Here is a 23,408-nt window from a genome sequence, read left to right as displayed (position 1 = left end):
TCAGACTCCTAACTTCCATGAAAGGGTGCGTAGCAGGTCGGCAAAGACGCCCGCAGCCGTCACATCGTTACCCGCGCCGTATCCGCGCAGAACCAACGGTAACGGCTGATAGTAGTGGCTATAGAATGCCAGCGCGTTTTCACCGTTTTTCACTTTGAACAGCGGATCGTTGCCGTCCACTGCATCAATTTTCACGCGACAAACGCCGTCCTCTTCGATATTGCCAACATAGCGCAATACTTTCCCCTCATCACGGGCTTTCGCCACGCGCGCGGCAAAGGCGTCGTCCAGTTGCGACAATTTCGCCATAAACGCGGAAACATCACCAGAATCATCAAACTCTTTTGGCAGGACCGGCTCAATGACAATGTCAGAAAGCTCCAGCTCACGACCGGTTTCACGGGCCAGGATCAGCAGCTTACGCGCCACGTCCGTACCGGAAAGATCGTCACGCGGATCGGGTTCGGTATAGCCCAGTTCACGCGCCATTGTGGTGGCCTGGGAGAAGCTCATGCCTTCATCCAGCTTGCCGAAAATAAACGACAGCGAACCGGAAAGAATGCCTGAGAATCGTTGCAGTTCATCGCCCGCGCTGAGCAGATTTTGCAGGTTTTCAATAACCGGCAAGCCCGCGCCCACGTTGGTGTCGTACAGGAATTTACGACGCGACTTCGCCGCGGCAAAACGCAACTGATGGTAGTAATCCATCGACGACGTGTTGGCCTTTTTGTTCGGCGTGACCACATGGAAGCCTTCGCGCAGGAAGTCAGCATACTGATCCGCCACCGCCTGGCTTGAGGTACAGTCGACAATCACCGGGTTGAGCAGATGATATTCTTTCACCAGACGAATGAGGCGCCCAAGGTTGAATGGCTCTTTCGCGCTTTCCAGCTCCGTCTGCCAGTTTTCCAGATTCAAACCGTGGACGTTGGTCAGCAGAGCCTTCGAGTTCGCCACCCCGCACACGCGCAGATCGATATGCTTCTTTTTGAGCCAGGTCTGCTGACGTTTAAGTTGTTCCAGCAGCGCACCGCCCACTCCGCCTACGCCAATCACAAACACTTCAATCACCTGGTCGGTGTTGAACAGCATCTGATGGGTAACGCGTACGCCGGTGGTCGCGTCATCGTTGTTCACTACCACCGAAATAGAACGCTCGGACGACCCCTGGGCGATCGCCACGATGTTGATGTTCGCACGAGCCAGCGCGGCAAAGAATTTCGCCGAGATGCCGCGCAGCGTGCGCATACCATCGCCAACGACGGAGATGATAGCCAGTCGCTCAGTCACCGCCAGCGGCTCCAGCAGGCCTTCTTTCAGTTCGAGATAGAATTCATCCTGCATGGCGCGCTGCGCACGCGCGCAGTCGCCCTGTGGGACGCAGAAACTGATGCTGTATTCAGAAGAGGATTGGGTGATCAGCACTACCGAGATGCCCGCACGCGACATCGCGGCGAAAACGCGCGCTGCCATACCCACCATGCCTTTCATCCCAGGGCCGGAGACGCTAAACATCGCCATATTATTGAGGTTAGAAATGCCTTTTACCGGCAAATCGTCGTCATCACTGCTGGCACCGATCAACGTACCGGGCGCTTGCGGATTACCGGTATTTTTAATCAGGCACGGGATCTGGAACTGAGCAATAGGGGTAATGGTGCGCGGGTGCAGAACTTTGGCGCCGAAGTAAGAAAGCTCCATCGCTTCCTGATAAGACATCGACTTCAGCAGCCGGGCGTCGGGTACCTGACGCGGATCGCAGGTATATACGCCGTCAACATCGGTCCAGATCTCACAACAATCAGCGCGCAAACAGGCGGCCAGTACGGCGGCAGAGTAGTCAGAGCCATTACGCCCCAGCACCACTAATTCACCTTTCTCATTTCCGGCAGTAAATCCGGCCATCAGAATCATATGGTCAGCAGGAATACGGCTGGCGGCAATGCGGCGCGTAGATTCGGCGATATCAACGGTAGATTCGAGGTAATGGCCTACTGCCAGCAATTTCTCCACCGGGTCAATGACCGTCACGTTGTGCCCGCGCGCTTCCAGCAGGCCTGCCATGATGGCGATCGACATTTTTTCACCACGGCAGATAAGCGCGGCATTGATACTGTCCGGGCACTGTCCCAGCAGGCTGATACCGTGCAGGACGTGCTTAATCTGGGCAAATTCTTGTTCAACAAAGGCTTTGAGCGGAGCCAGCGGGAAACCCGGCTGTGCAGCGGCCAGACCCACCAGCAGTTCAGAGAAAATGCGTTCGGCGTCGCTGATGTTGGCTAAAGCATCCTGACCACCGATGGTCTTTTCAATCATCGCCACCAGATGGTTGGTAATTTTTGCGGGGGCAGAGAGTACGGTCGCGACCTGCCCCTGTCTGGCATTGCTTTCCAAAATATCGGCAACCCGCAGAAAGCGCTCTGCATTTGCCACTGATGTACCGCCGAACTTCAACACTCGCATGGTTTACCTCATTGCCTTTGGTCGAAAAAAAAGCCCGCACTGTTTAGGTGCGGGCTTTTTCTTGTGTTTCCTGTACGCGTCAGCCCGCACCGTTACCTGTGGTAATGGTGATGGTTGTGGTAATAGTGATGCTGATGCGTTTCATGATGTTGTGTGCTCTGTAATTATTATCTGTCTGTGCTGTATTCTTTTAGGGTTAAAGTATCTGCTGACCTAAGTCAATAAATTTTTAAATTGATCACATTCCGAAACTTGTTCACGAGCGACTGCTTGTCCTTTTACTTTCAACCAAAACAGCATGTTTCCCCCACTTGAAGTCAGAATAAAAAACCACGTAACAAAAACTGCTCGAAATTTTATTTTGTGATGTTTTTTTCTATATCATGTAAAAAACGGTGCAACATTGCCGTGTCTCGCTGCCCTAACAGACCCATTCGCTGTTGCAGCCAGTCCGTCAGCTTGATGTCGTCAGAAACGTTCAGCGTGGCTAATAAACGTAAAACGCGCGCACGCAATGCCTGTAGCTGAAGCTCATCCGTCACCTCACTATTTTTAGCCGGTTGTTGTATTAAACCTGCTAATTGATAGCAATACACCATCACCGCCTGTCCCAAATTGAGTGAGGGATAGTCAGCCACCATAGGTACACCGGTGAGCACATCCGCCAGAGCCAATTCTTCGTTGGTCAGCCCCGAATCCTCGCGACCAAAAACCAGTGCGGCGTGTTCCATCCACGTTGATTTTTCCTGCAACAGGGGAACCAGTTCGACCGGCGTGGCGTAATAATGAAACTTCGCCCGGCTGCGCGCGGTGGTCGCGACGGTAAAATCCACGTCGTGGAGCGCCTCCGCTAACGTTGGAAAAACGTTAATATTATCAATAATATCGCCCGAACCATGCGCAACCCATCGCGTAGCGGGTTCCAGGTGGGCTTCGCTGTCAACGATCCGTAATTGGGTGAACCCCATAGTCTTCATAGCGCGGGCAGCCGCGCCGATATTTTCCGCTCTGGCGGGGGCAACCAGAATAATTGTTAAACGCATTTCGATACTCTTTTTGGCCAGTCTGCAAGGGATTATGTGACGTAGGTCAACATATTACGCTGCGCGAATTTACATATTTTTAACAGAAATCACTGAAAAAGCATTCCGCATACGTTAAAAAATGCTAAACTATTTCCAGGCTGTACTATTGCTTTTTATGTTAACAAAAGTTGCATATCCCTCTGTTTATCCATGATAATTTAATTTAAAATGGATCGCACTGGTTGGATTCATTACATTTATTAATTTGCTCGTGCAACTAGTTGTAATATTGCAATTTTGTGATGAAAGCAAACATTTGGATACGTTGATTTCATCAAACTGTTAACGTGCTACAATTGAACTTGATATATGTCAACGAAGCGTAGTTTTATTGGGTGTCCGGCATGTCTTAGCCTGTTATGTTGCTGTTAAAATGGTTAGGATGACAGCCGTTTTTGACACTGTCGGGTCCAGAGGGAAACTACCCACGACCAAGCTAATGATGTTGTTGACGTTGATGGAAAGTGCATCAAGAACGCAATTACGTACTTTAGTCATGTTACGCCGATCATGTTAATTTACGGCATGCATCAGGCAGGTCAGGGACTTTTGTACTTCCTGTTTCGATTTAGTTGGCAATTTAGGTAGCAAACATGCAGACCCCGCACATTCTTATCGTTGAAGACGAGTTAGTAACACGCAACACGTTGAAAAGCATTTTCGAAGCAGAAGGCTATGATGTATTCGAAGCGACAGATGGCGCGGAAATGCATCAGATTCTCTCTGAATATGACATCAACCTTGTGATTATGGATATCAATCTGCCTGGGAAAAATGGCCTGCTGTTAGCGCGCGAACTCCGCGAACAAGCTAACGTTGCGCTGATGTTCCTGACGGGCCGTGATAACGAAGTCGATAAAATTCTCGGCCTCGAAATCGGCGCAGACGATTACATCACCAAGCCGTTTAACCCACGCGAACTGACTATCCGTGCTCGTAACCTGCTGTCCCGTACCATGAACCTTGGTACTGTCAGCGAAGAACGCCGTAGCGTCGAAAGCTACAAGTTCAATGGCTGGGAGCTGGACATCAACAGCCGCTCTCTGATTGGTCCTGACGGCGAGCAGTATAAACTGCCGCGCAGCGAATTCCGTGCCATGCTTCACTTCTGTGAGAATCCGGGCAAAATCCAGTCTCGCGCAGAACTGCTGAAAAAAATGACCGGTCGCGAACTGAAGCCGCATGACCGTACCGTTGACGTGACGATCCGCCGCATTCGTAAACATTTCGAATCAACGCCGGATACGCCAGAAATCATCGCCACCATTCACGGTGAAGGCTACCGTTTCTGCGGCGACCTGCAGGATTAATTCAATTCTGATGGGTAAAAAAAACGGCGCTTTATGCGCCGTTTTTCATTTCTCTACGGGTCTATTTCCATAAGCGAAACGCGTCACTCTGCTCAGGCTGAGATGCCGGAAGTTCTGACGGTTTTGGTTTTGGCTGCGCCAGCGAGTGCCAGTCAAGATGACGCGTCAGGAACATCACCCCACACAGCGCAAACAACAGCACGCCGGTACCCAGCAGTAAAGAGCTGTCCTGTGAACGCAGCAGCACCCACATCACGCCATCCAGCGCCAGCAGCGCCACGGTGAACAAAATACTGTTCCGCCAGCCCTGCAATATCGCCTGCAGATACACCCCGTTCATTAACGCGCCAACCAGGCTTGCCGTTATCCACGCCGCCGTAAAACCAATGTGTTCTGACAGCGCCAGCAGAAGCAGATAAAACATCACCAGCGATAACCCCACCAGCAGATACTGCATCGGGTGCAGACGCAGACTGGTCATGCATTCAAGCACGAAGAAAGACATAAAGGTCAGCACAATCAGCAGGATGGCATATTTTGTTGCCCTGTCCGTTAACTGATACTGATCTGCTGGCGTGGCGACGGCGACGCTAAACGCAGGCATGCCCTCCCAGCCAATTTTTTCGCCATCAAAGCGCTCGCCGAGGTTATTGGCAAACCAGCTGCTTTGCCACTGGGCCTTGAATCCTGATTCACTGATTTCGCGCTTAGCCGGAAGAAAGTCCCCAAGAAAGTTGGGATGCGGCCAGTTGCTGGTTAAGGTCATTTCACTGTTACGCCCAACCGGTACGACGGAGAAATCGCCGGTACCGCTCAAATTGAGCGGCAACACCAGGCTCAGATGTTGCTCCGCCCAGCTCGCGTCAGGTAGCGGAATGTGAATTCCCTGCGCACGTCCATCCAACCCCGTCCCCGGCTCAACGACCAGCGACGTGCCATTGACCTGTGGCGCTTTTACCACGCCAATCCCGCGCGCATCACCCACACCAACTACAATAAACGGTTTGCCGACGCTGACGTTGGGATGGTTTAAATCGCTCAAGCGCTCGGCGTTAAACTCGGCCTTCACCGAAACATCGTTGTGCCAGACCTGGCCTTCATAAATACCGATTTTACGCGCTTCTACGTTCTGATTCCCCTCAACGACCAACGACTCCGGCAGCCAGAAATGGATATAGCTGCGTTTACGCTGGACCTCTTTGCCATCCTCCAGCGAGGTATAAAGTTCTGTCACCGGAACGGCAATCAGCGGCCCTACCATCTTTTGCGGCCCGCTGGTGCTCTGACGGATAGCATCTTCGACGTCATCACGATAATCCGATCGCTCAACGATTATCTGCCTGACCATCGTCAGCGGAATTAACAGCAGCAGTATTGCGCCACCTAAGGTGACGATTTTCCAAAACAGGGGGGATTTAAACATAGCGTTCTCCTTTGCAATATCAGCAAGGTAGAACAGCTATGTGCGGAGAATTTGAAGTTATGTGAAGTGACGGTGAAGCGTAAACAGAGCCTGTACGCCCCCTTCCGGTCGGTTAGACAATGTCACCGTACCTGCGTGAAGTCGCGCAACTTCGCTGACAAACGCCAGCCCCAAACCGCTGCTCTTATGCCCATTCTCACGGGGCAGCGAGTAAAAGCGCTCAAAAATACGCGGTAACGCAAAGTCGGGGATCCCGCTGCCACTGTCGATGACCTGCAACGTGAACCGCTCCTCCTGCTGATGCGAACTCAGCGTAATCGTCCCGTCCTGCGGCGTGAAGTCGATCGCGTTGTCGAGCAAATTCCCCAATGCCTGCTCCAGTAACGCAGGGTCGGCGGCGACGCTAAGCGATGAAGGTATAATGGTCAGCGTGATGTTTTTTGCCGCCAGTTGCACGCTGCGTGCCTCTTTAAGCTGAGCAAACAGCGCGTCTACTGCCACCGCCATCAACGTTATGTCCTGTCGATTCTCCAGTCGCGCCTGACGTAGCAGAGTTTCGACCAACGCCTGCATGCGCGCATTTTGCGTCAGAATATTATCGGTGAAGCGCGCAACCACGTTCGGCGGCGGACCTTCGCGCAAAATTTCAGCGGCGCCACGGATGGCCGCCAGTGGACTTTTCAGCTCGTGCGTTAACGCGTAGACATATTGCTCAATGTAGTTTTTGCCCTCAAGCTTCAGACGCATACTTTCCAGCGCCTGCGCCAGTTTACGTAGCTCGCTGCTGCCTAAATCAGGCAGTGGGACGGGGCGATTCTCAGTAACGGAGTCGGCATAGCGCGCCAGCCGGGCAATAGAGCGGTTTATCCACCATACCATCCCGACGCCAATCACCAAGGCAATGCCCAGTAATACGGCGCTGGCCCACAGCATCCGCCGTTCACTGCGTTTAATCACCGGCGCCATCGCCGCATTCGGTTTACCGACGCTAAGCACGCCGATAATACGCCCGCCGTCAACGATCGGCGCGGCAACGTACATCACCGAACTTTCCGGATCGTTCGGGTTTTGCGGCGTACTGCGGGCGCCATATTGCCCACGCAGGGTTAACCACACGTCGTTCCAGCGGGAATAGTCCTGACCGACGGCCTGGTTGGCGGAATCAAACAATACCTTGCCCTGCGCGTCGGTCATGTAGACATGGTATTCGTTACGAACTTTGTTAATGCCGCTGATATTGGCACTGAATGGACGGTTATGCAGTTGCGAAAATGCCTGCGCCAGCTTGCCGTTGGCGGGAGAGTCAGAGAGCAAGTCATCGCGCGCCAGCGCGGCCAGCAGCGTGGCGGTATCAATCAAGGTGCCTTCGGTAGCCCGGCGAACACCTGGCTTAATTTCCTGCACAAAGATCGACAAAACGAACCAGGCGGCGACGGCAACAATCAGAAAATAGCCGAGCAGCAAACGCATGCCAATGCGCATCAGACGCTCCTCAGGCTGTATCCCATACCGCGATGCGTATTGATAGGGGAAAACTCGGGGTTGATAGCCCGCAGCTTGGCGCGCAGCGTTTTGATGTGGGTATCGACCGTTCTGTCGAAGGTATCCTGCGCATCGGCCCAGACTAAATCCATCAACTGCTGGCGAGAGTAAATACGCCCCGGCGACATCAGCAGCGTTTTCAGCAACAGAAACTCATAGCGCGTCAGGTTTAACGGCCTGCCAAACCAGGTTATCTGCGCGGCCAGTTCATTAAGCTCAAACTCCCCACAGCGCGTCATTGATGAAGGAGCGGAGAATTTCTGCACCCGCCGCAGGAGCGTACGCACGCGGGCGCACACCTCGCGTGGAGAGAAAGGCTTGGCAACATAGTCATCCGCGCCGATTTCCAGCCCCAGCAGGCGATCCACCTCATCGCTGCGCGCGGTCAAAAACAGGATCGGCAACGCCGGATGACGCTCCAGCAGACGTCGGCATAGTTCAAAGCCGCTGATATCGGGTAGACCGACATCCAGAACGATCGCATCAGGACAGCGCTGGCGAGATTTTTCCAGCACCGGTAACCCGCGCTCAAACGCTTCCACGCTAAAACCTTCCTGCGACAGCATGTAGATAAGCGTATCGGCGATGCCCTGCTCATCCTCAACTAACCAGATCAACGGCTGTTGCATTTTGCTTCCTTGTTATTGCCGCCACGGCATGATGGGCACCGCGCTGATGGCATTTTTGGGCGATCCATCGACCACTTTATCTGAATAGGCCAGATAGGCCAGCGCATTACGTTTCGCGTCGTAAAAACGCACGACCTGTAAGGATTTAAACACCAGCGAGGTACGTTTTTTAAACACCACTTCGCCCTGCGCTTTGCCGTTCTTGATTCTGTCGCTCAGTTCTACCGGCCCTACCTGCTGGCAGGAGATGGCGGCATCGGAGGTATCTTCCGCCAGCCCCAGTCCACCTTTGATGCCGCCGGTCTTCGCCCGGCTCACGTAGCACGTCACGTTGGTCACATCCGGATCGTCAAACGCTTCGACCACAATTTTATGATCCGGCCCAAACATTTTGAAAACCGTATCGACAGATCCAATCTGCTCCGCGTGGGCGACCTGCGCCAACATCAGCAGAATTGAGGAAATGATTAAGCTCTTATATTTCATATTGTTACCATTCTTAAAAGTTACTCTGTGTAATTATTCGACATTCTAAGATAAAACGTATACAGATCACAGGATTACAATAATCACGCTTTCGTATGTCCGAAAAAAGCATTTATGAGCAAAAAAAACACTGAATGCTAAAACAGCAAAAAATGCTATTATCCACATACCTGACGTCAGGTACTCGTTGTTGAAAGGATGAGGATATTTTATGGATCAGGCTGGCATTATTCGCGACCTATTAATCTGGCTGGAAGGTCATCTGGATCAGCCTTTGTCGCTTGACAATGTGGCGGCAAAAGCAGGCTATTCCAAGTGGCACCTGCAGAGAATGTTTAAGGACGTGACGGGCCATGCTATTGGCGCCTACATCCGCGCCCGTCGTTTATCAAAATCTGCAGTGGCGCTGCGCCTGACTGCGCGCCCAATTTTGGATATTGCGCTGCAATATCGCTTTGACTCTCAACAAACCTTTACCCGCGCGTTCAAGAAACAGTTTTCCCAGACGCCTGCGCTGTATCGCCGCTCCCCGGAATGGAGCGCGTTCGGTATTCGCCCGCCAATGCGACTGGGTGAATTTACGATGCCTGCGCACGAGTTCGTTACGCTGGAAGATACGCAACTGCTTGGCACCACGCAAAGCTATTCCTGCTCGCTGGAACAGATTTCAGATTTCCGGCATGAAATGCGTATTCAGTTCTGGCGCGACTTCCTTGCTCATGCTCCTTCAATCCCGCCGGTGCTGTACGGGCTGAACGAAACGCGTCCGAGCATTGAAAAAGATGACGAGCAGGAAGTGTTTTACACCACGGCACTGACGCCGGAACAAGCCAATGGCTATGTGCCGTCGGCGCAGCCTATCCTGTTACAGGGCGGCGAGTACGTGATGTTTACCTATGAAGGGCTGGGTACCGGCGTGCAGGAGTTTATCCTGACAGTCTACGGCACATGCATGCCGATGCTGAACCTGACGCGCCGTAAAGGGCAAGATATCGAGCGATACTACCCGGCAGAAGATGCCAAAGCAGGAGATCGCCCGATCAACCTGCGCTGCGAATTCCTGATTCCGATTCGCCGCTAGCGCTGCAGTTCATCCAACGCAGGGGCATCCAGATGAGAAATGTCCCCTGCCGTTTCAACCACCCATCCCGGCGCCAGCCATAAGCTTTCCTGGTAATCGACGCGAGAAATAGAACAGTTGCGCAGACGCAGGCGACGTTCAGCCCAGGCCGGTAACCCCAAAATCGTACTCACCAGGCAACCCAGCGCGATACCGTGGCTGACCAGCAGTGGACGACTTCCCGGCGGCAGCTCCAGACAGGATGCCAGCGCCGCGTTGACGCGATCGCTCAACTCCTGCATCGATTCCCCTTCCGGAATACGACCATCCACCGTACCGTTCACCAACTGGCGACGCCAGCCCTCTTCCTCCGGCGTCAGCGTATCGATATGACGCTGCTCCAGCACGCCCATATTCAGCTCACGCAGACGAGAATCATAGGTGATATCACAGCCACAGGCCTGGGCGATGATTTCTGCGGTGCGTCGTGTACGACCTAAATCGCTACTGATGACATGCGTAATTCCAAACGAGCGGGCGCGTTCTCCCACCTGCATGGCTTGCTGTTCACCTTTAGCGGTCAGTGGGCTGTCTGACTGGCCTTGAATACGTCGCTCGGCGTTCCACTGCGTTTCGCCATGGCGAACAAGGTATACCTGTAACATGCTTTTTTTCCGTTATATACTCGTCATACTTTGAGTAGACTCTGCGATGAATTTTCAAACTGAGCTTAATTATGCACAAGGTTATCTCTGCGACCACCAATCCTGCCAAAATTCAGGCAATTCTGCGGGCATTTGAAGAGATTTTCGGGGAAGGATCCTGCCATATTGAACCCGTCGCCGTCGAGAGTGGCGTGCCGGAACAACCTTTCGGAAGCCAGGAAACGCGCACTGGCGCACGAAATCGCGTTGATAACGCGCGCCGCCTGCACCCGCAGGCTGATTTCTGGGTCGCTATTGAAGCGGGTATTGACGATGACGCCACCTTCAGTTGGGTGGTGATTGATAACAGCATCCAGCGTGGAGAAGCCCGTTCAGCCACACTGCCATTGCCAGCTGTCATTCTCGACAGAGTCCGCCAGGGTGAAGCGCTCGGCCCGGTGATGTCGGACTATACGGGTATTGATGAGATTGGCCGTAAAGAGGGCGCAATCGGCGTCTTTACCGCGGGCAAGCTGACGCGCTCGAGCGTCTACCACCAGGCAGTGATTCTGGCGCTCAGCCCATTTCATAACGCGGTGTATTTATAGCATTGTGCCGGATGTTCAATCGTAGGCCGGATAAGGCAAAGCCGCATCCGGCGGATCAATTTTTCCCGAGCAGTACCTGCTCCAGCCAGTGACGCAGATCCACCGGTGCGGATTTGAGGCTGTTCGACCCCCGCGTAATGGTGGCGATCCCCGCTCCAAGCTCGTTTTTAAGCTCGCGCTGGCTCATCTCGCCACGCAGCAGCTCTTCAATGATACGCACACGCGTGCCTAACGCTTCGCGCTCATCCGGCGTTAACATCAAATTGAGCAGGGGCAGGTGTAAATCTTGTTCATAGGCGTGTTTAAGCAGATCGACAAAACGTAACCACTCCTGGTGACGCTGTTCTGCCATCTCTGCTGAATAGGGTGATTGCTGAGTCATAAGTTATCGCCATCGTTGCGGGGGGAAGCGTGCGTGCTTCCCCCTTTTGTACTCTTTAACGAGTACGATAGCATAACACAACCGACGCGATCAGTAACGACGTTGCCATTCTGCGTCGCTCATCAACTCCGGTTTATCACCGAGGAAATAGCGGTAGTACGCATCGTAAGCCAGCACGTTCTTCACGTAACCACGCGTCTCTGAGAATGGAATGCTCTCAACAAACGCGACGGCATCAATCCGGCCCGCGCTATTGCCAAGCCAGGTGCGAACGCGCCCCGGTCCGGCGTTATAGGCCGCCGACGCAAAAATGCGGTTATTACCGAATTGCTGGTATACATACTGCAAATAGCTGGTACCAATGTTGATGTTGGTATCAGGATCCAGTAGCTGGCTCGGGCTGCTGTAACCCGGAATCGAGAACATTTTCACCGTATGCGTCGCCGTGCCCGGCATAATCTGCATCAACCCGCTGGCGCCGACCGGCGATTTCACTTTCGGGTTCCAGGCGCTTTCCTGACGCGCTATCGCCATCGCATAGCTCGGCTGTATATCCTTGCCGCTGGTGTAGCGGGTAAACAGATCCTTGTAGGCCAGTGGGAAGCGCTCTTCCAGATGATCCCACAGCTTACCGGCGATCGTCGCCTGCACGCTCAGATCCCACCAGTGATTATTGAACGCGTAACGCGCCAGTTGAGCCTGCTCAGACTTGGTGCGGCTGGTAACCAGATTCGCCCATTCACTGCGCGCGGTATTATCCATGTTCCAGTACATCAGCTCGCGTACGCGCGCCATTTCCGGGCCCTGAGTTAACGCAGAGTCAACGTTGGCTGGGGCTTTATCCACTTTCAACTCATACTCTTCGCCCAGACGCTGTGCCGCCACCATCGGATAGAATCCGCGCTGCTGCATGAGCTGATGCAGGATCTCTTTGGCTTCCGCTTCACGTCCGCGCTCCAGCAGCAGATCCGCCTGCCAGTAGCGCCACTCATCTTTTTCTTTTGCTTCCATTGGCAGACGCGCCAGCCAGGTATTCAGGCCACGACGATCGCCGGTTCCCAGCGCCATGCGCACGCGACGCTCCACAAGCGAGGTGGAATTCGAACGCATAATGGCGTCATCGCGCCATTTGGCCTGCTCGTCGGTGACGTCGTTGCCCATCAGACGCCAGGCAACAATGTCGCGTAGCTCCTGAGTTTGCTCGTCATTCAACTGCTGCGCTTGTGTCAGAGACGGGATCATCAGGCGGGCATTCTCCACATCCTGACGCGCCACGCTGGCAAAGGCCACCGCTGCCATCTGTCGGGTGAAATCCGTGGCGCCAGTGGTGCGAGCAAAGGTCATCACCGAATTTGGATCGTTGGCCAGCGCAATGATCGCCGAAGCGATTGTTTGATATTGCGCGGGCATCTGTCCGGCCAACGCGGTGACCAGTCCGGTATTCCCGGCTTTCATCGCCAGACGAATACGTTCCAGATACGCCAGCGGATCCTGGGTGCCAGAGGCGCGCCATACGCCGAATAATTTGTCACAAGCGTTCGGCTGGCTTTTCCCGGTCAACCACAGTTCTTTCGCGCCCTGCCAGGCTTCTTCGGTTTGCCCGGTGCTCCATTTCGCAAAGTAATAGTTACATTGCGCTTCCGTGGTACCCGGTTTTTCCGGACTGAATGCCAGCAGTCCACGCCAGTCTTCCCGTCGCGCCAGTTCATTCACGAAACGTGATTGCAGAGTACGCGCTGGGGGCAGCGTCGGGTTGGCGCGCACAAAATTGGTGACGGTAATGGTCGGCTGATTCATCAGATCGTCCGTAATCTGACGATATTCCAGATAAGGATACAGAGGATAGCTCTTCAGGCCGGGCATCATCTGCTCGACGACATCCATCTGTCGGTTATCCCAGGCCTGCTTAATTTGCGCATAGCGATTGCGCTGCTCATCCAGGGAATCGGCTCGCGCCACTTGACTGACCGTCAGCAGACATACGCTGGCCGCCAGCAGGCGCCAGGTAAATTGATTGGCTTTGTCCACAAGCTCTTCCTCTTCTCATGTTACGTCTGTGCAGCATCATGCCGCTTAATTCATTCATGCTAACCAGACATTGCAGAATGCGCCACGTCACGGACACTTTTTTACTTTTGTTGCGAGTGAGATCTGCTGGCTGGGATTGAGCAATGAAAAAGGCTACACTTCGCCTTTGAAAACTCTATTCATCACTATAAAAGAGGCGAAGTCCACGTGGCTCAATTCGTTTATACCATGCATCGTGTCGGCAAAGTCGTTCCGCCGAAACGTCATATTCTTAAAAACATCTCACTGAGCTTCTTCCCTGGCGCCAAAATCGGTGTACTCGGTCTGAACGGCGCGGGTAAATCTACCCTGCTGCGCATCATGGCCGGCATTGATACCGATATCGAAGGTGAAGCTCGCCCACAGCCTGGCATTAAAATCGGTTACCTGCCGCAGGAGCCGAAACTGAACCCGGAACATACCGTTCGCGAATCCGTTGAAGAAGCGGTTGCAGAAGTGGTTAACGCGCTGAAAGGCCTGGATGAAGTGTACGCGAAGTACGCCGAGCCGGACGCTGACTTCGACAAACTGGCCGCGCAACAGGGCAAGTTTGAAGAGATTATTCAGGCCCATGACGGTCATAACCTGAACGTGCAGCTTGAGCGTGCCGCCGACGCCCTGCGTCTGCCGGACTGGGACGCTAAAATTGAGAATCTCTCCGGTGGTGAACGCCGCCGCGTCGCGCTGTGCCGCCTGCTGCTGGAAAAACCAGACATGCTGCTGCTCGACGAACCGACCAACCACCTGGATGCGGAATCCGTGGCATGGCTGGAACGCTTCCTGCACGATTTCGAAGGCACCGTAGTGGCGATCACCCACGACCGTTACTTCCTCGACAACGTAGCGGGTTGGATTCTGGAGCTTGACCGTGGTGAAGGTATTCCGTGGGAAGGCAACTACTCCTCCTGGCTGGAGCAGAAAGATCAGCGTCTGGCCCAGGAAGCCTCTCAGGAAGCGGCTCGCCGTAAATCCATTGAGAAAGAGCTGGAGTGGGTACGTCAGGGCGCTAAAGGCCGTCAGTCTAAGGGCAAAGCCCGTCTGGCGCGCTTTGAAGAGCTGAACAACACCGAATATCAGAAGCGTAACGAAACCAACGAACTGTTTATCCCACCTGGAGCTCGTCTGGGCGATAAAGTCGTTGAAGTCACCAATCTGCGTAAATCCTACGGCGATCGTGTGCTGATTGACGACCTGAGCTTTTCGGTACCGAAAGGCGCCATTGTCGGCATCATCGGTCCGAACGGCGCGGGTAAATCAACCCTGTTCCGTATGATGTCCGGTCAGGAACAACCTGACAGCGGCACCATCACGCTGGGTGAAACCGTCAAACTGGCCTCCGTTGACCAGTTCCGTGATGCGATGGACAACAGCAAAACCGTATGGGAAGAAGTTTCCGGCGGGCTGGATATCATGCGTATCGGCAATACCGAAATGCCAAGCCGCGCCTACGTGGGCCGCTTCAACTTCAAAGGTGTGGATCAGGGCAAACGCGTCGGCGAGCTGTCCGGCGGTGAGCGTGGTCGTCTGCATCTGGCGAAGCTGCTGCAGGTTGGCGGCAACATGCTGCTGCTCGATGAACCAACCAACGACCTGGATATTGAAACCCTGCGTGCGCTGGAAAACGCCCTGCTGGAATTCCCGGGCTGCGCGATGGTTATCTCGCACGACCGTTGGTTCCTTGACCGTATCGCGACTCACATTCTGGATTACCAGGATGAAGGTAAGGTTGAGTTCTTCGAAGGTAACTTTACCGAATACGAAGAGTACAAGAAACGCACGCTTGGCGCGGATGCGCTGGAGCCGAAGCGTATTAAGTACAAGCGTATTTCTAAGTAATTACCGTTAAGCGCCGGATGGCGGCGTTACGCCTTATCCGGCCTACGAGGTTAGTGCGACTTGTAGGCCGAATAAGCACCGCCATCCGGCATTTAAACTATCTCTGCTCGCCCATGAGCTCTTTCACCAACTCCACGCAGCGCAGGAAGCGACCGTCGTAGTCCGGCTCCTGAACGTGCACAAAATTGATATTGTTTTCCTGCAGCATCTCAACCAGCAGCGTCTGAAACGCTTTTCTGTCAACCGAACTACCAAGGCTGCGCAAACCATCCGCCACCCACGGGGTGTTGTTTTCCAGTAGGATCACCAGATCAAAGCGATACTCGTCAATCAGCGCCTGCACAAACGGGTGTTCACGCCCTTCGTACTTTTTACAGAAAGCCTGAGTGGTCACGAAATCGGTGTCGATGAACGCCACTTTATTGGCATACTTAACTGCAAAATCAATGTATTGCGCTTGTCCCAGGGCGATCTTATCGTAGTCGGAATACTGCAACGCCATCTCATCGCCGCCCAAATGGGAGAAAACGTAATCACGCCCATATTCCCACGCACTGGTGGTGTTAAAGATGTTGGCGAGCTTGTTCACCAGCGTCGATTTGCCGCTCGACTCCCCGCCGAGGATCGCCACGGTACGTACGAAAAACGGCTTCACTTCGGTCGGTATATACTCCCAGTAGCGAAACGGGTTCTCACGAATTTGCCCGCCACTGATGCTCATAAACGTTCGCTTGGGATCCACCAGCACGGTTTCGATCCCCAGATGTTCCAGATACTGCGGGGCATCTGATTCTTCAGAAGTGTAGATCCAGTTTGGCTGGATCCCTTTCTCCTGCATAAACGTTTTGATCCCGTTGCTCCACACGTCCCAACCGTGCGGATACGGCTCCATGCCCTCTTCGTTGAAGGCATGAATACGGATATTTTTCTGATACTTAAAGGTTTGCAGCAGCCAACGTAGACGATCGGGTACCGTAGGCTGCTGCGACATGGCGCTGTCTTCAAACAGGCTGCGATCGCGCGTGTCGTCATAGCCCATGATGATATGCAGTTCATCAACCTGACTACATGCACGCTGGATAAGATAGATATGACCGGTGTGCAGCGGATAAAACTTACCGAATACCACACCAATATTTTTCTGCTGGCGTGGAAACTCCAGCCCAAGAAAGCGGTGCAATGCCTCCAGCTTTTGCGCACTGGGGCTTTTGATTTTGGCATTCAGCAGTTGGCTTAGGTATCCCTTGGTCATGCCACTGGCATCCGCCACCTGTTGCAGGGTACAGCCTTTTTGCTTTATGGCGGTTTTGAGATAGTCGAACGATGACACAAGAGCCTCCTGCTGGAAAAATCGCGTAACACTGCCTGATGGCGCTTCGCTTATCAGGCCTACAACATCAATCCGTAGGCCGGATAAGACGCATTGCGTCGCCATCCGGCAAATTATACAACATCACTGCATACAGAGGATTATAGGTCGTCAAACACGCCTAACGCATCCGCAAGCTTTTTAACGCCAAAGACCTGCATCCCTTCCGGTACTTTTTTCGGCACGTTGGCGGCGGGAACTATCGCCCGACGAAAGCCGTGCTTCGCCGCTTCCGAAATACGCTCCTGGCCGCTGGGTACCGGACGGATTTCGCCTGCCAGTCCTACTTCGCCAAAGACCACTAAGTCCTGCGGCAACGGCCTGTCGCGCAGGCTGGAAACCATTGCCAGCAACAGCGCCAGGTCGGCGCTGGTTTCGGTGACTTTTACGCCGCCGACCACGTTGACGAACACGTCCTGATCCGCCATCTGCAAGCCGCCGTGACGATGCAGCACCGCCAGCAGAATCGCCAGGCGGTTCTGTTCCAGACCGACCGCCACGCGACGTGGGTTCGCCATCATTGAGTGATCGACCAATGCCTGAATCTCTACCAGCAGCGGACGCGTGCCTTCCCAGACCACCATCACTGAACTGCCGGAGGTGACTTCATCGCCACGGCTTAAGAAGATAGCGGAAGGGTTACTGACTTCACGCAGCCCCTGTTCCGTCATGGCGAAGACGCCCAGCTCATTCACCGCGCCAAAGCGGTTTTTATGGCTACGCAGTGTACGGAAGCGGGAATCGGCATCACCGTCGAGCAGCACCGAGCAGTCGATACAGTGCTCCAGCACCTTCGGCCCGGCCAGCGATCCGTCTTTGGTGACATGACCAACCATCACAATCGCCACGCCGCGCGTTTTGGCAAAACGCGTCAGGTAGGCCGCCGTTTCGCGCACCTGCGCCACGCTGCCCGGCGAAGACTGAATATCCGCCATGTGCATCACCTGAATGGAGTCGATCACCATCAGTTTCGGTTGTTCTTCTTCGGCAATCAGGCAAATTTGTTCGATACTGGTTTCTGACAGCATGTTCAGATTCGCCGTCGGCAGGCCAAGCCGGTGCGCGCGCATCGCTACCTGTTGCAGCGACTCTTCACCGGTGACGTACAGGGTTTTCATCTGCTCAGCAAGCTTGCACAGCGTTTGCAGCAGCAGCGTTGATTTCCCCGCGCCGGGGTTACCGCCAATCAGAATGGCGCTGCCGGGTACCACCCCGCCGCCCAGCACGCGGTCAAACTCTTTAAATCCGGTGGAAAAACGCGGCAGTTCCTCAAGGCTGATGTCAGACAACTTCTGCACTTTTGCGACGCCCGCATTCCCGGCATAGCCACTGAGCCGCTCGTTACGCGCCACCGTCGGCGACGCGGCAAGGCGTACCTCGGTAATGGTGTTCCAGGCCTGGCAGGCGCTGCATTGCCCCTGCCAGCGCGGGTAATCGGCCCCGCATTCATTACAAACAAAGGCGCGTTTTGGAGCTTTTGCCACGTTTTACCTCGTTATTTCTGGTTCATGCTGCCGGAGAGAATGCAGAACACGCCCATCAGGTCAGCATGACGGATAGTAATTTCCGTCTTTTCATTCACTTTCGGTTTGGCATGATACGCAATACCCAATCCGGCCGTTTTGATCATCGGCAGATCGTTGGCGCCGTCGCCGATGGCTACCGTCTGCGCGATCGGGATCTCATACTCCTGCGCCAGTCGGGTCAATGTATTGGCTTTGTACTGCGCATCGACGATATCACCGATCACATTGCCGGTGAATTTACCGTCCATGATCTCCAGCTCGTTTGCCACAGCCGCCGTCAGACGCAGTTTGTTACGCAGATAATCGGCAAAGAAGGTAAAGCCGCCAGAGGCGATTGCCACTTTCCAACCGAGCGTTTCCAGTTTTAACACCAGTTGAGTCAGGCCAGGCATCAGCGGAAGTGTTTCGCGCACCTGGTGCAAAATATTGGCATCAGCGCCCTTCAGCGTCGCCACGCGGCTGCGCAGGCTGGCGGTAAAGTCCAGTTCGCCACGCATCGCGCGTTCGGTGACTTCGGCAACCATTTCGCCGGTTCCGGCCAGTTTAGCAATTTCATCAATACACTCGATCTGGATGGCCGTCGAGTCCATGTCCATCACCAGTAAACCCGGCGTGCGCAGATGTGGAATTTTACCCAGCGGTGCAACATCCAGTCTGGCGTCATGCGCCAGTTTTGCCGCGCGTGGCGTTAATGAGCCCGCCAGACGAATCACCTGATAATCTTCAACGCACCACGCCGCCACGATCACCATCGCTGCGCCCAGTTTACTCTGGTATTGCGTTAACCGTTGCTTATCCAGCCCACGACCGTACAGCAGCCAGCCACTGCGGCCCGCGTGGTAATCCAGCGGCATCACTTCATCACCGCTTAAAGAGAGGGGCAGACCTGGCCACAGAGAGACATCTTCAGGTAGATCGCACCAGGTAATGTTAGGCATTAAAGCTCCTGTAAAATCGTTCGGGTCGGAATCATCAGGGGAAAATAACGCATGAGGCTACCCTGTAACCAGCGCTTCTGGCAACATTAAGTCTCAAATTTTCAGCAGGTGGAATATGGCTCGCACAAAACTGAAATTCCGACTTCATCGTGCAGTGATTGTATTGTCCTGCCTTGCGCTGCTCGTCGCTCTGATGCAGGGGGCTTCCTGGTTTAGTCAAAGCCACCAGCAGCAGCGTAATCCTCAGCTCGAAGAGCTGGCGCGCACGCTGGCTCGCCAGGTCGCGTTAAACGTCGCCCCATTGATGCGTACCGAAACGCCGGATGAAAAGCGCATTAAGGCGGTGCTCACGCAACTGACGGAGAGTAGCCGTATTCTGGACGCTGGCGTGTACGACGAACAGGGAGACCTGATTACGCGCACCGGTGAGAGCGTCAATGTTCGTGACCGGCTGGCGCTCGACGGCAAAAAAGCCGGGGGATATTTTAACCAGCAGATTGTCGAACCCATCCAGGGGAAAAATGGTCCGCTGGGCTATCTACGCCTGACGCTGGATACCCACACGCTCGCGACCGAAGCCAAGCAGGTGGATAACACCACCAACATCTTACGCCTGATGCTGCTTCTGTCGCTGGCAATCGGCGTGGTGCTGACCCGTACCTTATTGCAAGGTAAGCGTACCCGCTGGCAGCAATCCCCTTTCCTGCTGACCGCCAACAAACCGGTGCAGGAAGAAGATAACGAGAAAAAAGAGTAAAAACAGTAAAATAAAGGGAAATCAACCATGACCACACTACGCCTGCTTATCTCAGACTCTTACGATCCGTGGTTTAACCTCGCGGTCGAAGAGTGCATTTTTCGCCAGATGCCCGCCACGCAGCGCGTCTTGTTCTTATGGCGTAACGCCGATACGGTGGTGATTGGCCGGGCGCAAAACCCGTGGAAAGAGTGTAATACCCGGCGTATGGAGGAAGACAACGTGCGGCTCGCCCGTCGCAGTAGCGGCGGCGGCGCGGTATTCCATGATTTAGGCAATACCTGCTTTACCTTTATGGCCGGTAAGCCAGAGTACGACAAAACCATCTCCACCGCGATTGTCCTCAATGCTCTGAACGCATTGGGCGTAGAGGCCGACGCCTCCGGGCGTAACGATCTGGTGGTCAAAACGCCGGACGGCGATCGCAAGGTTTCCGGCTCTGCTTATCGGGAAACGAAAGATCGCGGATTCCACCACGGCACGCTGCTGTTGAACGCGGATTTAAGCCGCCTGGCAAACTATCTCAATCCCGATAAAAAGAAACTTGCCGCCAAAGGCATCACCTCGGTTCGCTCGCGGGTGGCGAATTTAACGGAGCTGTTGCCGGGCATTACCCATCAACAGGTCTGTCAGGCCATTACGGAAGCCTTTTTTACTCACTACGGCGAACGTGTCGAAGCGGAAATTATCTCGCCGGATAAAACGCCGGATCTGCCGAACTTTGCCGACACCTTTGCCCGCCAGAGCAGTTGGGAGTGGAATTTTGGTCAGGCACCTGCATTCTCGCACCTGCTTGACGAGCGTTTCACCTGGGGCGGCGTTGAGCTGCATTTCGACGTGGAGAAAGGTCATATCACACGTACGCAGGTGTTTACCGACAGCCTCAATCCCGCGCCGTTAGAAGCGCTGGCGGGTCGTCTGCAAGGATGCTTGTACCGTGCGGATATGCTGCAACAGGAGTGTGAGGCGCTGCTGGTTGATTTCCCGGAGCAAGAAAAAGAGTTACGCGAGCTGTCGGCATGGATTGCCGGAGCGGTGCGTTAAGCACTGGCCTGAAAATGCCGGATGGCGGCGACGCCTTATCCGGCCTACGAGAAGAATGGTAAGCCCGGTCAGCTCAGAGCCACCGGGCAAACAACGCTTACTCTTTATCGCCCAGCAGAACGGATTCCAGTGCGATTTTGATCATGTCGTTGAAGGTCGTCTGACGTTCAGCCGCAGTGGTTTGCTCGTGAGTACGGATATGGTCGGATACGGTGCAGATGGTCAGCGCTTTCGCACCAAACTCAGCCGCGACGCCGTAAATGCCCGCCGCTTCCATTTCCACGCCCAGCACGCCGTATTTTTCCATCACGTCGAACATTTCGCCGTCCGGAGAGTAGAACAGGTCAGCGGAGAACAGGTTGCCCACGCGCGCGTCTACGCCCAGCGCTTTTGCCGCATCAACCGCGTTACGCACCATGTCGAAATCAGCGATAGCGGCGAAGTCATGATCTTTAAAACGGATACGGTTAACTTTGGAGTCGGTGCAGGCGCCCATACCGATAACCACGTCACGCAGTTTAACGTCCATACGCACAGCGCCGCAGGAACCTACGCGAATGATTTTCTTCACGCCGAAATCGGTGATCAACTCTTTGGTGTAGATAGAGCAGGACGGGATACCCATACCGTGGCCCATTACGGAGATCTTACGGCCTTTATAAGTACCGGTGAAACCTAACATGCCGCGCACGTTGTTCACTTCACGAACATCTTCGAGGAAAGTTTCAGCAATATGCTTTGCACGCAGCGGGTCGCCCGGCATCAATACGACGTCAGCGAAATCACCCATTTCTGCATTAATATGTGGAGTTGCCATTTTTTATCCTTATTTCGTTGTTATTGCCTGATGGCGACTACGCCTTATCAGGCCTACAAAACGTATCCAAATACCCTAAGGATTTCGCGTTGTAGGAAGGCGACGAATTCGTGTATCCCCGGGAGCATAGATTCACTATGTGACCGGGGTGAGCGAATGAAGTCAACGCATCTACAGCGCGAAAGACAACGGGTATTACAGCATGTTTTTACCGTAGTCCATCGGCGACGTACCAAAGTAGCTCGCCAGCGTCTGACCGATATCCGCAAAGGTTTCACGGTGACCTAAAGAGCCAGGTTTAACTTTCGGGCCGTAGACCAGTACCGGAATGTGCTCACGGGTGTGGTCAGTGCCGGTCCAGCTCGGGTCGCAGCCGTGGTCGGCGGTCAGGATCAGAATGTCATCTTCTCCTACCAGCTCCATCAGCTCTGGCAGACGGCGGTCAAACAGTTCCAGACCCGCGGCGTAACCGGCGATATCGCGACGATGTCCCCATGAAGAGTCGAAATCAACGAAGTTGGTGAAGACGATGGTCTTATCACCGGCTTCTTTCATCTCTTTGATGGTGGCGTCGAACAGCGCGTCCAGACCGGTGGCTTTCACTTTTTTAGTGATGCCGCAGTTAGCGTAGATATCCGCGATTTTACCGACGGAAACCACGTGACCGTCTTTCTCGTCGACCAGTTTCTGCAGCACGGTCGGTGCTGGCGGCTCAACGGCCAGATCGTGACGGTTACCGGTACGCTGGAAGTTACCGGCTTTATCACCGATAAACGGACGTGCGATAACACGACCGATGTTGTAACCACCTTCGGTCAGTTCCTCACGGGCGATTTCGCACAGCTCGTAGAGTTTATCCAGGCCAAAAGTCTCTTCGTGGCAGGCAATCTGGAACACGGAGTCAGCGGAGGTATAGAAAATCGGCTTGCCGGTTTTCATATGCTCTTCACCCAGTTGATCCAAAATCACGGTACCGGAAGAGTGGCAGTTGCCGAGGTAGCCCGGCAGGTTGGCACGTTTTACCAGCTTATCCAGCAGTTCCTGCGGGAAGCTGTTTTCATGATCGGAGAAATAACCCCAGTCAAACAGAACCGGAACACCGGCGATTTCCCAGTGACCAGACGGTGTATCTTTCCCGGAAGAGAGTTCATGCGCCCATGCATAGGCGCCAATGACTTCCGCGTTACCGTCCATGCCAGCAGCAATTTTACCGGTAGAACCTTCGTGAGCTTTCACCAGGCCCAGACGGGTCAGGTTAGGCAGAGTCAGTGGGCCTTTGCGACCATTGTCAGCTTCACCTTTCGCACAGGCTTCTGCAATGTGTCCCATAGTGTCTGAGCCTACGTCGCCAAAGCGATCCGCATCTTCAGTCGCACCAATACCAAAGGAGTCCAGCACCATAATAAATGCACGTTTCATATT

22 protein-coding genes and 1 other annotated feature are annotated in these 23,408 nt (G+C 54.0%); of the genes, 6 read left to right on the top strand and 16 right to left on the bottom strand.

Translation table 11 applies throughout. The features are described 5' to 3' along the window. The 4 genes from thrA to yjjY form a co-directional block, all read right to left on the bottom strand. Positions 1-2,463, bottom strand: coding sequence for a bifunctional aspartate kinase/homoserine dehydrogenase I (gene thrA, locus OGW16_RS07065; protein ID WP_043018355.1), 2,463 nt, complete (start codon positions 2,461-2,463; stop codon positions 1-3). Between the two features lie 23 nt (positions 2,464-2,486). Next, positions 2,487-2,613: a sequence feature (Thr leader region), on the bottom strand. After that, positions 2,543-2,608: a thr operon leader peptide gene (thrL, locus tag OGW16_RS07060; protein WP_032337689.1), complete on the bottom strand. Its 66-nt coding sequence runs from the start codon at positions 2,606-2,608 to the stop codon at positions 2,543-2,545. Its footprint overlaps the feature before it by 66 nt. Before the next feature lie 206 nt (positions 2,614-2,819). Beyond that, entirely contained in the window at positions 2,820-3,506 is a 687-nt protein-coding gene (locus OGW16_RS07055; RefSeq protein WP_043018354.1) for a tRNA/rRNA methyltransferase, read from the bottom strand. Positions 3,507-3,905: 399 nt separating this feature from the next. Continuing rightward, positions 3,906-4,046, bottom strand: coding sequence for a YjjY family protein (gene yjjY / locus OGW16_RS07050; RefSeq protein ID WP_042998021.1), 141 nt, complete (start codon positions 4,044-4,046; stop codon positions 3,906-3,908). Positions 4,047-4,141: 95 nt separating this feature from the next. Between yjjY and arcA the strand changes: the two genes are divergently transcribed. Continuing rightward, positions 4,142-4,858 (top strand): two-component system response regulator ArcA, encoded by a 717-nt coding sequence (gene arcA, locus OGW16_RS07045; RefSeq protein WP_001194359.1) that lies wholly within the window; start codon positions 4,142-4,144, stop codon positions 4,856-4,858. Positions 4,859-4,919: 61 nt separating this feature from the next. Here arcA and creD read toward each other — a convergent pair whose 3' ends face one another. Genes creD through creA form a run of 4 tightly spaced genes read right to left on the bottom strand, consistent with a single transcriptional unit; the run spans position 4,920 to position 8,938 of the window. Continuing rightward, the gene (gene creD, locus OGW16_RS07040) at positions 4,920-6,281 is read right to left on the bottom strand and encodes a cell envelope integrity protein CreD (protein WP_286518176.1); all 1,362 of its coding nucleotides are present in this window, start codon (positions 6,279-6,281) and stop codon (positions 4,920-4,922) included. A gap of 57 nt (positions 6,282-6,338) precedes the next feature. Beyond that, positions 6,339-7,763: a two-component system sensor histidine kinase CreC gene (gene creC / locus OGW16_RS07035; protein ID WP_286518174.1), complete on the bottom strand. Its 1,425-nt coding sequence runs from the start codon at positions 7,761-7,763 to the stop codon at positions 6,339-6,341. Beyond that, positions 7,763-8,452 (bottom strand): two-component system response regulator CreB, encoded by a 690-nt coding sequence (gene creB, locus OGW16_RS07030; RefSeq protein ID WP_043018351.1) that lies wholly within the window; start codon positions 8,450-8,452, stop codon positions 7,763-7,765. The genes creC and creB overlap by 1 nt, the downstream gene beginning before the upstream one ends. A 12-nt stretch (positions 8,453-8,464) precedes the next feature. After that, positions 8,465-8,938 carry a protein CreA gene (gene creA / locus OGW16_RS07025; protein WP_043018350.1) on the bottom strand — a complete coding sequence of 158 codons (474 nt, stop codon included), beginning with the start codon at positions 8,936-8,938 and terminating at the stop codon, positions 8,465-8,467. A gap of 211 nt (positions 8,939-9,149) precedes the next feature. Here creA and robA point away from each other — a divergent pair, with 211 nt between their 5' ends. Beyond that, a complete protein-coding gene (gene robA / locus OGW16_RS07020; protein WP_043018349.1) occupies positions 9,150-10,019 on the top strand; it encodes an MDR efflux pump AcrAB transcriptional activator RobA in 870 nt (289 codons plus the stop codon). On the opposite strand, the gene gpmB is transcribed toward robA, so the two are convergent. Next, entirely contained in the window at positions 10,016-10,663 is a 648-nt protein-coding gene (gene gpmB, locus OGW16_RS07015) for a 2,3-diphosphoglycerate-dependent phosphoglycerate mutase GpmB (RefSeq protein ID WP_005123948.1), read from the bottom strand. The genes robA and gpmB overlap by 4 nt on opposite strands. Positions 10,664-10,734: 71 nt before the next feature. Between gpmB and yjjX the strand changes: the two genes are divergently transcribed. Next, positions 10,735-11,250, top strand: a complete 516-nt coding sequence (gene yjjX / locus OGW16_RS07010) for an inosine/xanthosine triphosphatase (protein WP_047406353.1) — start codon at positions 10,735-10,737, stop codon at positions 11,248-11,250. A 55-nt stretch (positions 11,251-11,305) separates the two neighbouring features. Here the strand turns inward: yjjX and trpR are convergent, their stop codons facing one another. Continuing rightward, positions 11,306-11,632: a trp operon repressor gene (gene trpR, locus OGW16_RS07005; RefSeq protein ID WP_005123945.1), complete on the bottom strand. Its 327-nt coding sequence runs from the start codon at positions 11,630-11,632 to the stop codon at positions 11,306-11,308. A 90-nt stretch (positions 11,633-11,722) separates the two neighbouring features. Continuing rightward, entirely contained in the window at positions 11,723-13,660 is a 1,938-nt protein-coding gene (gene sltY, locus OGW16_RS07000) for a murein transglycosylase (RefSeq protein WP_047406357.1), read from the bottom strand. 207 nt (positions 13,661-13,867) lie between these two features. Here sltY and ettA point away from each other — a divergent pair, with 207 nt between their 5' ends. After that, positions 13,868-15,535 (top strand): energy-dependent translational throttle protein EttA, encoded by a 1,668-nt coding sequence (gene ettA / locus OGW16_RS06995; protein ID WP_043018346.1) that lies wholly within the window; start codon positions 13,868-13,870, stop codon positions 15,533-15,535. 97 nt (positions 15,536-15,632) lie between these two features. Here ettA and nadR read toward each other — a convergent pair whose 3' ends face one another. From nadR to serB, 3 genes are all read right to left on the bottom strand, one after another. Further along, a complete protein-coding gene (gene nadR, locus OGW16_RS06990) occupies positions 15,633-16,865 on the bottom strand; it encodes a multifunctional transcriptional regulator/nicotinamide-nucleotide adenylyltransferase/ribosylnicotinamide kinase NadR (protein WP_043018345.1) in 1,233 nt (410 codons plus the stop codon). Between the two features lie 140 nt (positions 16,866-17,005). Further along, positions 17,006-18,388 (bottom strand): DNA repair protein RadA, encoded by a 1,383-nt coding sequence (radA, locus tag OGW16_RS06985; RefSeq protein ID WP_043018344.1) that lies wholly within the window; start codon positions 18,386-18,388, stop codon positions 17,006-17,008. Between the two features lie 11 nt (positions 18,389-18,399). Beyond that, complete coding sequence (gene serB / locus OGW16_RS06980; RefSeq protein ID WP_043018343.1) at positions 18,400-19,368, bottom strand: phosphoserine phosphatase; 969 nt, start codon at positions 19,366-19,368, stop codon at positions 18,400-18,402. Between the two features lie 115 nt (positions 19,369-19,483). Here serB and OGW16_RS06975 point away from each other — a divergent pair, with 115 nt between their 5' ends. Beyond that, positions 19,484-20,125: a YtjB family periplasmic protein gene (locus OGW16_RS06975; RefSeq protein ID WP_043018342.1), complete on the top strand. Its 642-nt coding sequence runs from the start codon at positions 19,484-19,486 to the stop codon at positions 20,123-20,125. Between the two features lie 27 nt (positions 20,126-20,152). Beyond that, positions 20,153-21,169 carry a lipoate--protein ligase gene (gene lplA / locus OGW16_RS06970; protein ID WP_043018341.1) on the top strand — a complete coding sequence of 339 codons (1,017 nt, stop codon included), beginning with the start codon at positions 20,153-20,155 and terminating at the stop codon, positions 21,167-21,169. A 97-nt stretch (positions 21,170-21,266) separates the two neighbouring features. Here lplA and deoD read toward each other — a convergent pair whose 3' ends face one another. Both deoD and deoB read right to left on the bottom strand, forming a co-directional pair. Continuing rightward, entirely contained in the window at positions 21,267-21,986 is a 720-nt protein-coding gene (deoD, locus tag OGW16_RS06965) for a purine-nucleoside phosphorylase (protein ID WP_000224864.1), read from the bottom strand. Positions 21,987-22,181: 195 nt separating this feature from the next. Then, a complete protein-coding gene (gene deoB, locus OGW16_RS06960; protein ID WP_043018340.1) occupies positions 22,182-23,405 on the bottom strand; it encodes a phosphopentomutase in 1,224 nt (407 codons plus the stop codon). Positions 23,406-23,408 lie beyond the last annotated feature (3 nt).

The organism is Citrobacter sp. Ce104 (assembly GCF_030334595.1).
Lineage (GTDB): Bacteria > Pseudomonadota > Gammaproteobacteria > Enterobacterales > Enterobacteriaceae > Citrobacter > Citrobacter europaeus.
Note: the sequence above shows the minus strand (reverse complement) of the source record. Positions and strands in the feature narration are given on the sequence as shown.